The following is a 14,666-nucleotide window of genomic DNA, read 5'->3' as shown; positions in this document are numbered from 1 at the left end:
GAGGGCCGGCCGCCAGGGGCGTGTCAGACCCGGCGTGCGCGCAGGTCGTCGAGCACCGGCAGCGCCGCCATCACGCACAGCAGCACCGCAAACGGGACTGCCGCGCCAAACCCCATCGAATTGAAAGCGAGGGCGCCCACGCACCCTCCGCTGAGGAACATCGACAGGATCAGGGTGTGCAAGGCCAGCCGCTCGCGGTTGGCCCGCACTGGCTGGCGTTCGGTGTAGGCGCGGGTGCGGTTCCAGTACAGGGCGCGGCCCAGTTCGATGCCGAGGTCGGTGACGATGCCGGTCATGTGGGTGGTGCGGATCTCCGCCCGCGACAGCTTGGTGACCACCGCGTTTTGCAGCCCCATCACAAAACTCAGCAGCAGCACGGTGGCCGGCATGAGGCCGTCGCCGGTGGCGTCGACCCGGCTGCCGAGCAGCCCGAACACCAACAACAGCACCGCCTCCAGCATCAGCGACAGCGCATATTCACTGTGCATGCGGCGCCGTCGCGCCCAGTTCGCCAACAAGGCGGTGGCGGTGGCGCCGAGCATGAAGGTGGCGAGCAGCGTCAGGCCGGCAAGGGCGAGTTGCAATTGGCCGAGCACCAGGTGGTCGGCAACCGCCGACACCACCCCGGTGACGTGCGAGGTGTAACGGTGGACCGCCAGGAAGCCACCGGCATTGATGCCGCCGGCCACGAAGGCGAGCACCGCGCCCAGTTGCCGGTTGGCGGCCACGGTGCGCTCGCGGCCAGTGAGTCGACGCAGGAACTGTGTAGGCATGGCGGCAACCGGCGCGAACGGCACGGTGCAAGAACCGCGGAGCCGGGATGGTAAACGCCCGACCCGGGGAGGGCGGCCCGCCGAACCCGCCAGCCGTCAGCCTGCTGCGCCGCCCGCACCCGACGGCACCAGCTTGATGTACTCGACGTTGAGCGTGATCGCCTCGCTGTAGCGCAGCACGAAGTAGTCGCCGTCCACGGGGTAGAAGCGGGGCTCCTCTGCGCTGCCGTCGGCCGACGGCTGGTGTGACTTGTCGGCCTGCAGCGGCCGGCGCATCACCTCCTGCAGCACCAGGCGGTCCAGGCTGCCGTCGGGTGCGACGAAAAACTCGTCGAGGATGCCGGTGTAGAGCATGGCCTGACCCGCCACGTTGACGACCGCGGACACGGAAATGAAGTCAGGCTTGTCGTTCTCGGTGAAGTCGGCGCCGGTCAAGAGGTAGTACCAGGGGGCCTGGTGGAATCGGAACAAGCCACTCCAACGGCCTTCGGCCCGGTCCAGACTGAACCGGACGATCAGACGGCGGGCGATCGCTGGCGCGAGATAGGCGACCACCAGCAGACTCGCGAAATACGCGACGACATACAACACATCGGCTGCCACGGCGTCGACCGCCCACGCTTGACTCGGCCCGTCGGAGGACAGCAGCTTCAGGAAGACGTCGGCACGCAACGGCCGCTCCAGCAGCCAGGCGCTGACGCACAGCCATGCGGCATGCAGCATCGCGGCCCATAGGACTGCCTCGGTCGCGACCTGGCCGAACGGTGAGTAGTCGAGCGACACACGTTCGACACGTTTGAAGCGCGACCGGACCACGAAACCGGGCAGGAAGACCACAAACGCGATCAGCGCGGGCAGCGCGAGGTTCATCGCCGCAAGCGCCGCTCAGGCGGCCTTGGGGACGGCGACCGGCTGCAGCCTGAGCGTGCCGTGCGGCGACCGCAGTTCGATCACCTGGGGGCTGCCGGCGGCGGCGACACGCTCCGGGACCGAGGCCTTGTCGGCCAAGTAGGTGCGCAGCTCATGTTTGGCCTGCGCATCCGCCAGGAGTTGTTTCGCCAGAGGGCTCTTCAGCGCTTTCATCGTGAGGCGAATATGCCATAGGCGCCCCGGCGCCGTCACGGTAAGAGCCAGCAGGGCGCGCCTGCCGTTCGGGCCGACTGACGGCCCGTCCTTCATCCTCAACTCGTGATTCAGACCCCGCCGACCTGGCCACGCCGCCGGGTGGCCGAAAAACAACCGTTTGTCAGCGTTCTCGTTACATGTGAAATATTCCCTCATACACTGGGCGGGTGAAATGGCATTATTTCCCACGTTGTGTCGCCCAAGCTTTCGCTGGCACCCTGACGACAGACAGTCATTTGGAGGATGGAGATGAGAAAACTTTTCAAAATCGGGCGTTTGGGCGCGGTTGCGACCAGCGCACTGCTTGCGGCGTGCGGCGGCGGCGGGAGTGGCACCGGCAGCAGCGGCTCCACGGCCGACCGTGAGGGCACGATGCGTTTGGCGCTGACCGACGCGCCGGCCTGCGGCTACGACGAGGTGAACGTCTCCATCGAACGGGTCGAGGTTCATCTGAGCGACTCGGCGCCGGAAGGCGACCAGGGTTGGGAAAAAATCGTGCTGAGCCCTGCCAAACGGGTCAACCTGCTCGACCTGACCAACGGCGCGCTCGAAGAACTCGGCAGTGCCGACCTGCCGGCCGGCACCTACCGTCAGATCCGCCTGGTGCTCGCCGCGAACAGCCCCGGCAACCCGTTCGCCAACTCTGTCGTGCCCACCGGCGGTGAGGAAGTCGCCCTCGACACGCCGAGCGCCCAACAGAGCGGCCTGAAACTGAAGGCCCAGATGGACGTGGCGGCCGGCGAGACCGCCGACTACGTGCTCGATTTCGACGCATGCAAATCGGTCGTGCGTCGTGGCAACTCGGGGCGCTACAACCTGAAGCCGGTGCTGTCCCTCCTGCCGGGCGCGACCGGCACCACCGGGCTGGCCGTGCACGGTTATGTCAGCGCCGGTCTGGCGCCGACAGCCTCGGTGTCGCTGCAGCAAGAAGGCGTGGTGGCACGCGCGACGGTGCCGGATGCACAGGGCAAGTTCGTCCTGTCGCCGGTCCCCGCCGGAAACTACGACCTCGTGATCACCGCCGAAGGCCGCGTCACCGCCGTGATGACCGGTGTGCCGGTCTCCCAGGCCTCGCTGACGACCGTCAATCCCAGCACCGCGCCGATCGATCCGCCGGTGAGCGGCTCACGTACCGTCTCGGGCACGGTGACCAGCGGCACCACGGGCGTGGACGCCACGCTGCGGGCGCTGCAGACAGTGGGCGGCACGCAGATCGAACTGGCGGGCGTCCCGGCCGACGCCGACACCGGCGCGTATTCATTCACGCTGGCCACCGGGGCCCCGGTCAAAGCCGCTTACAGCGCCACGGCGACCGCGCTGACCTTCGCGCCCGACGCCGCCGCCGCCGGCAAGTACACGGTGGAAGCGCTGGTCACCGGCAAGGCGCCGCAGACCGCAGCCGTCGACGTCTCGGCCGCGAACGCGAACGCGACCGCGTCGTTCACCTTCGCCCCCTAAGCGGTCGAACCCGAAGCCGAGCATCGCAGGGCTGACAGGGTGGCGGCCTCCCACCCTGTCCAGACGACCGCTTGCGATAGCTCGGCGGAAACGTCCGTGTTAACCCTGACGTGGCGCGCGTGACCCGCGTCACGCAAACAGCTCAACCTCTAAATTGCCTCTTCGTCAAGACCGAACCCGTGACGGAATCGTGGGACGTTGTTCCTTTCTGTAACTACACTGACTCACGCCTTCCGATCCGACCTGTCATGACACACCAACGCCGCCCCTTGGGCTTCACCTTGATCGAGCTGTTGATCGCCGTCGCGGTGGTCTCGATCCTCGCTGCCGTGGCTTACCCCGCTTATCAAGAGCAGGTCCGCAAGTCGCGCCGGTCGGCCGCGCAGGCCGTGCTGCTCGACGTACTGTCGCGCCAGAAGCAGATTTTTATCGACGCCCGGCGCTACGCCAACCTTGCCGATCTTGGCGTTGCGCTGCCAGGCGACGTGGGGCGGTCTTACGACTTGGACGTGGTCGCCGTCGCCGGCACCGCCACTGTGCCGCCGAGCTTTCGTGCCACCTTGACTCCCAAGGGGGCACAAGCCCACGACCACTGCGGCGCCTTGACGATCGACGAAACGGCCACCAAGGCCCCTGCCGACTGCTGGTGAGGTGAAGTCGTCATGCAAACCGCTGCACACCGCCAAGCCGGCTTCACGCTGGTCGAGCTGCTCACCGTCGTGTCGGTGATCGCCATCGTCACCGCGCTGTCGGCCCCGTCCTTCAGTCGGATGATCGAGGCGCAGCGCGTCCGCACGGCGGCTTTCGATCTGGTGACGGACCTGCTGCTCGCGCGCAGCGAGGCCACCAAACGCGGCGGGGATGGCGAGATCATCACCATCACGCCGGCCGAAGGGGGGTGGAGCAGCGGCTGGAGCGTGCAGGTGGTCACCGGCAGCACAGTGCTGTCGCAGCACAACGCGCTCGCGGCCACCGTCCAGTTCCACGATGCCCCCGGCACCATCGCCTTCGACCGTGACGGCCGCCTGGTGGCAGACCGCGACCTCCGTTTCTCGGTGCGCGGCGCCAGCCAGAGCGAAGACGAAGGCAGTTGCATCCAGTTCGACACCACCGGCCGCGCCGCTTCGGTCAAGGGCAGTTGCTCATGAACCACCACCTTCCGTGCCGCAGCCCCCGCTCCCGGCGCGCCGAACGCGGCGCGTCGATGATCGAGGTGCTGATCAGCCTCGTCATCTCGGCCATCGGCCTCGGTGCTCTGATCGCATTGCAAAGCCGGGCCTACAGCGCCGAGGCCGAGTCCTACGACCGCGCGCAGGCCCTGATGGTGCTCGAGGACATGGTGCAACGGCTGAATGCCAACCGCACCCAGTCGGTGGCCTATGTGTCGTCCGCCTTCGGAACCGCGACACCGCCCGGAGACTGCGACGGCGCCCAGCTCGCCGCGCGCGACCTATGCGAGTGGAACGACATGTTGACACGCCTGCTGCCCGGCGCGCGCGCGTGCATCACCACCCCTGCCATGACGTCGACCGGTCTGCCTGGCAGGGAAGTGCGGGTCACTGTGGTCTGGCGCGGCAGTGCGCCGCTGGCGGCTCCGGTGGCCACCTGCGCCCAAGCGGATTTCCAAGCCCAACCCGCCTTGCGCCGCGCCGTCACGGCCGTGGTGCGCTTCGGCAACCTGGCAGGCTGACACCCCACCATGCCCTACACCCCCACCGCCTTCCCTCCGCGCCGCGGCACCACCGCGCGCCGCCGCTCCCACGGCATGACGCTGGTCGAGCTGATGGTGGCGCTGACGATCAGCCTGTTCATCGTCGGCTTTCTGCTGACCATGTACGTCAACGCCGCGCGCTCCAAGACTGAACTCGACAAGACCAGCCGACAGATCGAAAACGGCCGCTACGCGATGGACCTGCTGCGCGAGGACATCGAGATGGCTGGCTATTTCGGTCCGCTGCCGCAGGGCGCGGGCTACGAGTATGCCTACGACACGCCAGCCCCCGACCCCTGTGCCACGGCCAAGGCCGACCTCGGCTTCAAGGACGATCCGTGGACCTTGCCGCCGGGCGTGCAGGGCATCGCCCCGAATACCGACTTGGCCTGCCTGCCCAACCGCAAGGCCGGCACGGCCGCCGTGGTCGTGCGCCGGCTTGATCCGACACCGGTGGAAGATCTGGACGCCGCCGTCACCGCGAACAATTTCCACCTGCAGACCTCCTTCTGCTACGAGGACCCTAAGCGGTTCGTGTTCAGCGACCAACCGGCCGACTTCACGCTGCGGCGTGCGTTCGACGGCACCGCCTGCACCGGTCGCAATTTTGCGCAGCGCTATCTGCAGCGCATCTACTATGTCGCCGCCTGCGGCCGGTGCGATCCCAGCGACAACCTGCCGACCCTCAAGCGTGCCGAACTCGTCGATGGTGCCTGGCAGCTTCGGTCGCTCGCCGACGGCATCGATGACCTGCAATTCGAATATGGGTTCGACGATCCGGCGGGTACCGGTCCCGGCGTGCCGCCTCCCGGCACTCCGGACGTGTTCTCGTCCGCGCTGGGAGCAGCGGCACCGAGCGATGCCTGGGCCAACGCCGTGGCAGTGCGCGTGTTTCTGATGTCGCGCACGGTGGTCGCCACCCGCGGCTACAAGGATCCGGCCGATATCACCTACGACATGGGCCCTCGCGGCCAGATCCCCGCGTTCGAGGACGGCTACAAGCGGCGCGTCTACGCCAGCCAGGTTCGGATCCAGAACATTTCGGGCATGAGGGAAACGCCATGAAATCGCCCCGTCGCGCGGAACAGGGCGTGGTCCTGATCACCGTGATGATCTTTTTGCTGTTGATCACCGTTTTTTCGCTGTCCATGTTCCGCGCCAGCACCACCAACGTGCAGGTCACCGGGAACATGCAGATGCGGCAGGAGGCCTTGCACGCGGCCACCATCGCGGTCGAAGAGACCTTGAGCAACAACTTGTTCGCCAAGCAAACGGCCCGGGTGGCCTCCAGCCCCGTTGACGTCGACCTGAACGGCGACGGTAACGCCGACTACCGCGCCCAGCTGCAGCTGCGCTGCATCCGCACCTTGCCGGTCGGTGGCAACGGCTGCTCGTCGTCTCAGGGGACGGCGCAGGACGGCAGCATGTACGAGAACACCGGTTGCGTCGAAACCGACTGGAACGTCCGCGCCGAGGTGACCGACATCACCACGGGCACAACCGTCGCCGTCAACCAGGGTATAGCGCACCCCGACGTGACGCCGCCGGCGGAGTGCCCGCCTCGCCAATAAGCAGCGCAGCTCAGCGACAAACAGATTGATGGCCGTACCGATGGAGGAGAGAGGGATGAACAAGCAACTGCGTCACTTTGCCAGGTGGAAGACGCTCGTCGGCGCCGCACTGTTGGGCCTCGGCTTGAACGGGCCCGCCGGGGCGGAAGACATCGACCTCTTCTCTTTGAAGAAGCAGCCGGGCGAGATCCCCAACGTGCTGTTGATTCTGGACAATTCGGCCAACTGGTCGGCGACGTTGGACGTGGAGGATTGCCCCTACAACAACACCTCGCCGGCGGAAGCGCCGCCCGCCAAAGAGCAGGGCAAAAAGATCGCGATCGAGAAGTGCGCGCTGTACAACGTCATCGACAGTCTGCCGACGGGGCCAGACGGCGAGGCCTTGTACCGTCTCGGCATCATGTTCATGAACTCGCCGAACGCTGACGGCGGGTATCCCCGGGTCACCTTCGTCGACGTCAACAACCTGGTCGATCGGAATGTCACGCTCGCCCATGGCATCGATGTCCCGAACGACCCGAGCAAGCGCGACCTCCCCAACAAGCAAAAGCTCAAGGAAGTCATCAAGAACATCTCCAACGCCGAAGCGGCGGACCAGGGCAGCAACGCCGACATGGCGCGCGCGTTGTGGGAGGCGTATCACTGGTACATGGGCAAGAAGCCGTACCTCGGGACATCCCAGAAGAACACCGCTCGCATACGCTACGACAAGGCGGCGTTCAACGTGGACGGCACCTACAAGAGCCCGGCCGCCGCCACCTGCGCCGCCAATTTCGTGATCCTGCTCGGCAATGGCAGCCCGCAGAGCACGGAAAGCGACATCCGCGACCAGATGGCGCTGCTGGGTGGGGACGTGACTCAGATTCCCTATCCGACCGCCGACGTGTCGACGAGTGACCAGAACAACTGGGCCGACGAGACCGCCCGCTTCCTGGCCAGCGCCGACGTCAGCAGCAAGGAACTACGCCAGGGCATCATCACCTACACCATTGCCGTGGTGTCGAAAACTCCGACGACCAGCGAGAAGAAGTTCGTCAACTACATGAAGGGCATCGGCGACGCGGGCAAAGGCGGTTCGTACGTCGCGACCGATGTCAACGAGTTGGCCAAGAGTCTCCAGGACATCCTCAACAACATCAAATCGGTCAACAGCGTCTTCTCGGCGGCCAACCTCCCGGTCAGCGTGAACACCCAGGGCACCTTCGAAAACCAGGTGTTCCTCGGCGTCTTCAAGCCCGACACGGAAGGCCGGCCGCGCTGGATGGGCAACCTGAAGCAATACCAGTTTGCCTATGACGGCCGCATCCTGAAGTTGGTCGATAAAGATAAACACGACGCCATCGCCGCGGGCAGCGAGTATGTCAATGCGACGGCCATTTCGTTCTGGACGGAGCCCAGCAATTTCTGGGTCAACGACCGGCTGGGCGACCCGAGCAGCAGCTCGAGCGACAGCCCCGACGGTCCCGTCGTCGCCAAGGGCGGTCACGCCCAACGCTTGCGCACCGTCTACGCCACCAGCCAGGACAACCGCAAGGTCTACACCTGCATCGGGTGCGAGAAGGATCGGGTGAATCTGTACGACAACCCCGACACGCTGTTCAGCCAGGCCAACAGCGGCATCACGCGGGACGATCTCGGTGTCGACACCGACGACAAGCGAACGGCGCTGATCCGGTGGATCCGCGGCGAAGACAACCGCGGTGACGAGAAGGGCCCGGGCGGCAAGGTGACGGTGCGCCCCAGCGTGCACGCCGACGTGCTGCACTCGCGCCCGGCGGTCGTGAACTACAAGGACCACGGGGTGGTGTTGTTCTACGGCACCAACGACGGCTTGCTCAAGGCCGTACGCGGGCACCAGGAAGGCGCCGGAGCGGGCGACGAGCTGTGGGCATTCGTGCCGAGCGAGTTCTTTGGCAAGCTGCGCCGCCAGCGTGACAACGCACCGGAGGTTCGCTACCGGCACACAGCCACGTCCAACTCGACGGCCCAACCGCGCGACTATTTCGTCGACGGGCCGGTCACGATCTACCGGCAAGCCGCGGACCCCGCCGTGTCGGGCAGCACGGGCGCGGTCTACATGTACGCCACGATGCGCCGGGGGGGCCAGTTCGTCTATGCCTTCGACGTCAGCAATCCGACGCAGCCCAAGTTCTTGTGGAAGAAGTCGAACGCGCACATCCCGGCGATGGGCCAGACCTGGTCGGAGATGCGGGTGGTCCGGTTGAAGGGGCGTGCGCGCCCGGTGCTGCTGATGGGCGGCGGCTACGATCCCGCCTCGGAAGACTGCGAATCCGGCACCTGCCCCGCCCCGACAGTGGGCAAGGCGATGATCGCGCTCGACGCGGTGACAGGGGCTGAAGTCCAGACCTTCACCGACGGCATCGACGGGCCGGTCACCGGTGCCGTGGCCGTGATCGACACCGACCGCGACCGCCTGGCCGACCGCGGTTACTTCACCGACCTGCGCGGCAACATCTACCGGGTCGACTTCACGCCCGACGCGGACGGCGGCAACACGGGCAAGGCCTGGACGATGTACAAGCTCGCCGCGCTCGGCGGCAAGATGTTCTTCGGTCCGGACCTGGTGCCGGTGACGGTGAACTACCAGCGCGCCATCGCGGTGATGGCAGGCTCCGGCGACCGCGAAAAACCGTGGCTGACCACCAGTTCCGACCGCTTCTATGTGGTGTTGGACCGCAACTTCCAGCCCGGCATGCCCACCGGTTACCAAACCGTCACCGCCGGCGGCCTGTCCTCCCAGCCCAGCTTCAACGAAAGCAGCAACCCGGCCGGTTGTTATCTCGAGCTCGAGCCGGGTGAAAAGGTGATCAGCGGCGCGACCACGCTGGCGGGGCAGACGTTCTTCAACACCAACAAGCCCACCCCGCCGAGCGGCAACAGCTGCGGCAACCTGGGCCTGGCCCGCGGCTATGCAATGCCGTTGGTGTGCGGCACGCCGGGCGTCTCGACGTTCAATGGCGGCGGGTTCCCGCCCAGCCCCGTCGGCGGTATCGTGAACGTCTTGAACAGCAGCACCAACAAGATCGACCAGGTGCCGTTCGTGATCTCCGCGGGCGGCGAAGGCCAGGACATCTCGCCGATCGAGAGCCGCAATCTCAAGGTGCCCGGCCTCGGCCCGCGCAAGCGCCGCTACTGGCACATCGACAGCCCGCGCTGATCTGGGGCGGGCGGCGGTCCCCGGTGGGCCGCTGCCCCCGCTCGCACCGGCGCCCCACCGTGGCTGCCCCTCGAATCTCATCCCGCCGTCGTGTGCCATGATTCCAGGCTGACCACACGACAGGAGACCGGGATGAGATTCGACAACGTCCTGCAAAGCATCGGCAACACGCCGCACATCCGCCTCAACCGCCTCTTCGGCGCCGGCCACGAGGTGTGGATCAAATCCGAACGCGCCAACCCCGGCGGCTCGATCAAGGACCGCATCGCGCTCGCGATGGTCGAAGACGCCGAACGCTCCGGCGCGCTGCGCCCCGGCGGCACCATCATCGAGCCGACCTCGGGCAACACCGGCATCGGCCTCGCGATGGTGGCCGCCGTCAAAGGCTACCGGCTGATCCTCGTGATGCCCGACAGCATGTCGGTCGAGCGCCGGCGTCTGATGCTGGCCTATGGCGCCACCTTCGAGCTGACGCCGCGCGAGAAAGGCATGAAAGGCGCCATCGCGCGGGCGCAGGAGCTGTGCGAGAGCACGCCGGACGCCTGGATGCCGCAGCAGTTCGAAAACCCGGCCAACATCGACATCCACATGCGCGCCACCGCGCAGGAAATCCTGCAGGACTTTCCCGAGGGCCTGGATGTGTTGATCACGGGCGTCGGCACCGGCGGCCACATCACCGGTTGCGCCCGGGTGCTCAAGCAAGCCTGGCCGCGCCTCAAAGTCTTGGCGGTGGAGCCGAGCGCGTCGCCGGTGATCTCCGGCGGCAGCCCGGCACCGCATCCGATCCAGGGGATCGGCGCCGGCTTCATCCCCCGCAACCTCGATACACATCTGCTCGACGGTGTGGTGCAGGTCGAGGCAGAAGCCGCGCGCGAGATGGCACGTCGGTCGGCCCGAGAGGAAGGCCTGCTGGTGGGCATTTCATCCGGCGCGACGCTGGCCGCGATCGCACAAACCTTGCCGCAGCTGCCCAGCGGTGCCAGGGTGCTCGGGTTCAACTACGACACCGGCGAACGCTACCTGACGGTCGAGGGGTTCTTGCCCACCTGAGCCGCACGGGGGCGGCTCCCGGCCGCCCCTGTTCACACCGTCGCGGCCGCCTTCGCCCGCTGTCGCTCCAGCCGGGCGGCGCGCAACGCCCGCTCGATACGCTCCGCCACGATGTCGATTTCCTCGGCGGTGATGATCAGCGGCGGCAACAAGCGCACCACGGCGCCATGGCGGCCGCCCAGTTCCAGGATCACCCCCTGCCGCAAACACTGCTGCTGCAGCGACCGCGCCAGCGCGGTGTCGGGCGGGTGGGCGCCGGTGCGCGTCGCGGGCGGCTCAGGGTCGACGATCTCCATGCCGAGCATCAGGCCGGTCCCGCGCACCTGTCCGATGCAAGCATGGTCGCGCTGCAGCTGCAGCAAGTGGCCGCGCAGGCGCTCGCCCATCGCCCCGGCATGCGACGCCAGTTGTTCGCTGCGCAATGTCTGCAGCGTCGCAGTGCCCGCGGCCATCGCCAGCTGGTTGCCTCGGAAGGTGCCGGCATGCGCACCGGGGGCCCAGGCGTCGAGCGATTCGTCGTACACCACCACTGACAGCGGCAGCCCGCCGCCGATCGCCTTCGACAGCACCAGCACGTCCGGCGTGATGCCGGCATGCTCGAACGCGAACATCCGCCCGGTGCGGGCGAACCCGCTCTGTACCTCGTCGAGGATCAGCGCGACCCCGCGCCGGCGCGTGATCTCGCGCAGGCCCTGCAGCCAGCGCCACGGGGCGGGGATCACGCCGCCTTCGCCCTGGACCGCCTCGACGACGATGGCGGCGGGCGGCAACACGCCGGCCTCCGGGTCGTCGAGCAGTTGCTCGATGTAGTGCAGCCCGGCGTCCACGCCCGCCTCGCCACCCAGGCCGAAGGGGCAGCGATAGTCATAGGGATAGGGCAGGAACTGCACGTCACCGGGGCTCCCGCCGAAGGGCTGCTTGGGCGACAGGTTGCCGGTGATCGCGAGCGCGCCTTGTGTCATGCCGTGGTAGGCACCCGAAAACGCCCACACGCCGCGCCGCCCGGTCGCCGTTTTCACCAGCTTCAGCGCGGCTTCGATCGCGTCGGCACCGGTCGGGCCGCAGAACTGGATGCGCCCGCGTGCCGCCAGGGGCTCGGGCAAACAATCGAACAGCTCTTCGACGAAGCGGTCCTTGACCGGCGTGGTGAGGTCCAGCGTGTGCAGCGGCAAGCCGCTGTCGAGCACACGCCGTATCGCCTCGAGCGTCGCCGGGTGGTTGTGCCCGAGCGCCAACGTGCCGGCGCCGGCGAGGCAGTCGATGAAGACCTGCCCCTGCGTGTCGCGCAGATACACACCCTGCGCCTGCTGGAGCGCGAGTGGTATGCGCCGCGGATAGGTGCGCGCGTTCGACTCGCGGGCGGCCTGCCGTTCCAGGTAGGCGTTGCCGCGTAGCTCGATGGCGCCCTGGCGCCGGAAGGCCTGCAGCGAGAGCGCGGGGGTGGCGCCGGGTGGCGTCAGCAGCGGCTCGGGTTCCGTCCAAACGTGTTCCATGATGCGTGGCATCCCTTCAGAAGGTCGGGTGGACGAGGTCCATCGGTGGCGCCGGGAAGTCGCCGGGCGCGCCGTTGCGGGCCGATGCGGGCCAGCGCCGCTGGAGGTCCTCCAGGACCTGGGCCTCGTGTTGGAAGAGGAAAAAGTGGCCGCCGGGAAAGCAGCGCAACGCGAAAGCAGCGTCGGTGCAGGCGGCCCAGGCCGCACAGTCCTCGGTCGGCACGCCGGGGTCTTGTGCCCCGGTGTAGACGGTCAAAGGGCAGGGCAGGCGCTGGCCCTCGACGTGCCGGTGCGTTTCGCACCACGCGAAGTCCGCACGCAAGCCCGCGAGGAAAAACGCGGTCACCTCGGGGTGCTCCAGCAAGGCGTCTGGAAAACCGCCGAGCGACCGCACGTATCGCAGCAGCTCGGCGTCGCCCGCGCCACTTACCGGCGCGGCCCGCTGCGGCAGCGAAGGCGCACGGCGGCCCGACACGAACAGGGCGGCCGGCGGCACGCCATGGTCATACGCCAGCCGTCGCGCCGCCTCGAAGGCGATCAGGGCACCCATGCTGTGTCCGAACAGTGCATAGGGCTGCGCCGGCGCGGCTGCCTGCGCCTCGGCGACCGCATCGGCGAGTTGGGCCGCCACGTCGACGAGTTGGTCAGGGCGAGGGTCGCGGTAACGATCGGCCCGGCCTGGCAGCTTGACCAGCGCCAGTTCGATGTCGTCGTTCAACAGCGCGCGCCAATGCCGGTAGACGGTGTGGCCGGCGCCGGCATAGGGCACGCAATACAGCCGGCGCGGCGAAGCGCCGCGGCCGCGCTGCAGGGCGAACCAAGGAGAGCTCATGCGGCGGTGGAGCCGACGGAGCTGTCCGATCTGGCCGCCTGCACCGGCTCGGCCTCGTCCATCGCGCGACGCAGGCTCAAGGGCCGCATGTCGGTCCAGACCTCCTGGATATAGGCCAGGCACTCCTGTTTGTCGCCGTGCTTGCCGACGGTGTGCCAGCCTGCCGGCAAGGGCTTGTAGTCGGGCCAGATCGAGTACTGCTCTTCGTCGTTCCTGACCACGTGGAAACGGGTCTCGGGGCTGTCCCAGCTCATGTATGGGTCCTTTCTTGACAGAGGGGAGGGGAGGTAGAGGGGGAACTGCCTGGTCTGCCAGGCGGGACAAGTGTTGTCTTTGATCGATCTTATGCTAATCTAAACAAGAACAATTCGCATTTACAAATATGTACATGCGATGAAACGGGGCGAGGCACCACAGCCGCGCCATGGGCATCACGACCAGGGAGATCGATCATCGTCGCGCACATTTCCGGGGAGTCCGACAGGCTGGGCGCCCCACTGCAAGCATTGCCTTCGAGCTCACCCCGAAGCGCAGCCTCCGGCGCGTCATGGCCGCCCGTCGTGCTCGTGCCGCCCCCTGCACCCGGCGCGCCGGCGTGGCAGGCGGTGCAAGCGCTCGTCGCAGAGCAGCTGCACGATGTCGGCGCCTTGTTGTTTCGCGGCCTCGAACTCGCGTCCCCGTCTGCCTTTCAGAGCTTCGCGCGCTCGTTCGGGCATCCGCTGCTGACCTATGAGTTCGCCTCGACGCCCAGGTCATCGGTGGAGCAGGGCGTCTACACCTCGACGGAATACCCGGCCCACCAATCCATCCCGCTGCACAACGAGCAGTCGTACACGCTGCAGTGGCCGATGAAGATCTGGTTCCACTGCGTCCAGCCGTCGCTGACCGGCGGCGAAACGCCGATCGCCGACAGCCGTCTGATCCTGCGCCGCCTCGACCCGCGCCTGGTCGAGCGCTTCGAACGCAAGCGGCTGATGTACGTGCGCAACTACGGCCAGGGGCTCGACCTGCCGTGGCAGCGCGCCTTCAACACCGACGACCCCGCCGTGGTCGAGCGCTATTGCGCGGCCCAGCAGATCGAGTTCGAGTGGAAGCCCGATGGTGAGCTGCGCACGCGCCAGGTGTGCCAGGCCGTGGCTCGCCACCCGGTGACCGGCGCCGCCGTGTGGTTCAACCAGGCCCATCTGTTCCACGTCTCCAGCCTCGAGCCCGCGGTGCGCGAGGCGCTGCTCGACGTGGTCGACGACCCCCTCGACCTGCCGCGCAACGTCTATTACGGCGACGGCAGCCCCCTCGAAGAAGCTGCGCTCGACGAGGTGCGGGCGGTGCTCGACGACTGCTCCGTGGCCTTCCCCTGGCAGCAGGGCGACGTGCTGATGCTCGACAACATGCTGGCGGCACACGGCCGCCGTCCCTACACCGGCCCGCGGCGCGTGGTCGTCGCGATGGCCGAGGCTCACCAGGAATCCTGATTG

At 67.3% G+C, this 14,666-nt stretch carries 15 protein-coding genes; 9 read left to right on the top strand and 6 right to left on the bottom strand.

The window, feature by feature from the left end; genetic code table 11:
• Nucleotides 1-23: 23 nt before the first annotated feature.
• The 3 genes from AAW51_RS13925 to AAW51_RS13915 all read right to left on the bottom strand — a co-directional run bounded on the left by AAW51_RS13925 (nucleotide 24) and on the right by AAW51_RS13915 (nucleotide 1,952).
• Complete coding sequence (locus AAW51_RS13925; protein WP_047195090.1) at nucleotides 24-773, bottom strand: YoaK family protein; 750 nt, start codon at nucleotides 771-773, stop codon at nucleotides 24-26.
• Between the two features lie 96 nt (nucleotides 774-869).
• Complete coding sequence (locus AAW51_RS28145) at nucleotides 870-1,643, bottom strand: hypothetical protein (RefSeq protein ID WP_053013561.1); 774 nt, start codon at nucleotides 1,641-1,643, stop codon at nucleotides 870-872.
• A gap of 15 nt (nucleotides 1,644-1,658) precedes the next feature.
• Nucleotides 1,659-1,952 carry a hypothetical protein gene (locus tag AAW51_RS13915; protein ID WP_157359884.1) on the bottom strand — a complete coding sequence of 98 codons (294 nt, stop codon included), beginning with the start codon at nucleotides 1,950-1,952 and terminating at the stop codon, nucleotides 1,659-1,661.
• A gap of 195 nt (nucleotides 1,953-2,147) precedes the next feature.
• Here AAW51_RS13915 and AAW51_RS13910 point away from each other — a divergent pair, with 195 nt between their 5' ends.
• The 8 genes from AAW51_RS13910 (at nucleotide 2,148) to cysK (ending at nucleotide 10,866) form a co-directional block, all read left to right on the top strand.
• Nucleotides 2,148-3,356, top strand: a complete 1,209-nt coding sequence (locus AAW51_RS13910; protein ID WP_047195088.1) for a DUF4382 domain-containing protein — start codon at nucleotides 2,148-2,150, stop codon at nucleotides 3,354-3,356.
• Nucleotides 3,357-3,604: 248 nt separating this feature from the next.
• On the top strand, nucleotides 3,605-4,006 hold the full coding sequence (locus AAW51_RS13905; protein WP_047195087.1) for a type IV pilin protein: 402 nt from the start codon (nucleotides 3,605-3,607) through the stop codon (nucleotides 4,004-4,006).
• A gap of 12 nt (nucleotides 4,007-4,018) precedes the next feature.
• Entirely contained in the window at nucleotides 4,019-4,504 is a 486-nt protein-coding gene (locus AAW51_RS13900; RefSeq protein WP_047195086.1) for a GspH/FimT family pseudopilin, read from the top strand.
• On the top strand, nucleotides 4,501-5,046 hold the full coding sequence (gene pilV / locus AAW51_RS13895; protein WP_083438285.1) for a type IV pilus modification protein PilV: 546 nt from the start codon (nucleotides 4,501-4,503) through the stop codon (nucleotides 5,044-5,046). Before AAW51_RS13900 ends, pilV begins: the two co-directional genes overlap by 4 nt.
• A 93-nt stretch (nucleotides 5,047-5,139) precedes the next feature.
• Nucleotides 5,140-6,132, top strand: a complete 993-nt coding sequence (locus AAW51_RS13890) for a PilW family protein (RefSeq protein ID WP_047197801.1) — start codon at nucleotides 5,140-5,142, stop codon at nucleotides 6,130-6,132.
• Nucleotides 6,129-6,638 carry a pilus assembly PilX family protein gene (locus AAW51_RS13885; protein WP_047195084.1) on the top strand — a complete coding sequence of 170 codons (510 nt, stop codon included), beginning with the start codon at nucleotides 6,129-6,131 and terminating at the stop codon, nucleotides 6,636-6,638. Before AAW51_RS13890 ends, AAW51_RS13885 begins: the two co-directional genes overlap by 4 nt.
• 55 nt (nucleotides 6,639-6,693) lie before the next feature.
• The gene (locus tag AAW51_RS13880; RefSeq protein ID WP_047195083.1) at nucleotides 6,694-9,816 is read left to right on the top strand and encodes a pilus assembly protein; all 3,123 of its coding nucleotides are present in this window, start codon (nucleotides 6,694-6,696) and stop codon (nucleotides 9,814-9,816) included.
• Between the two features lie 132 nt (nucleotides 9,817-9,948).
• Nucleotides 9,949-10,866: a cysteine synthase A gene (gene cysK, locus AAW51_RS13875; RefSeq protein WP_047195082.1), complete on the top strand. Its 918-nt coding sequence runs from the start codon at nucleotides 9,949-9,951 to the stop codon at nucleotides 10,864-10,866.
• 32 nt (nucleotides 10,867-10,898) lie between these two features.
• On the opposite strand, the gene AAW51_RS13870 is transcribed toward cysK, so the two are convergent.
• From AAW51_RS13870 to AAW51_RS13860, 3 genes are read right to left on the bottom strand one after another with little or no spacing between them, the layout of a single operon-like run.
• Nucleotides 10,899-12,359 (bottom strand): diaminobutyrate--2-oxoglutarate transaminase, encoded by a 1,461-nt coding sequence (locus tag AAW51_RS13870; RefSeq protein ID WP_053014021.1) that lies wholly within the window; start codon nucleotides 12,357-12,359, stop codon nucleotides 10,899-10,901.
• 16 nt (nucleotides 12,360-12,375) lie between these two features.
• Nucleotides 12,376-13,191: a thioesterase II family protein gene (locus AAW51_RS13865; RefSeq protein ID WP_047195081.1), complete on the bottom strand. Its 816-nt coding sequence runs from the start codon at nucleotides 13,189-13,191 to the stop codon at nucleotides 12,376-12,378.
• Nucleotides 13,188-13,445, bottom strand: coding sequence for an MbtH family protein (locus AAW51_RS13860; RefSeq protein WP_047195080.1), 258 nt, complete (start codon nucleotides 13,443-13,445; stop codon nucleotides 13,188-13,190). The genes AAW51_RS13865 and AAW51_RS13860 overlap by 4 nt, the downstream gene beginning before the upstream one ends.
• 243 nt (nucleotides 13,446-13,688) lie before the next feature.
• On the opposite strand from AAW51_RS13860, the gene AAW51_RS13855 reads away from it, so the two are divergent.
• Complete coding sequence (locus AAW51_RS13855; protein WP_047195079.1) at nucleotides 13,689-14,663, top strand: TauD/TfdA family dioxygenase; 975 nt, start codon at nucleotides 13,689-13,691, stop codon at nucleotides 14,661-14,663.
• The last annotated feature ends 3 nt before the right edge of the window (nucleotides 14,664-14,666 follow it).

It is taken from the genome of Caldimonas brevitalea, from assembly GCF_001017435.1.
GTDB classification, from domain to species: domain Bacteria; phylum Pseudomonadota; class Gammaproteobacteria; order Burkholderiales; family Burkholderiaceae_C; genus Caldimonas; species Caldimonas brevitalea.
Note: the sequence above shows the minus strand (reverse complement) of the source record. Positions and strands in the feature narration are given on the sequence as shown.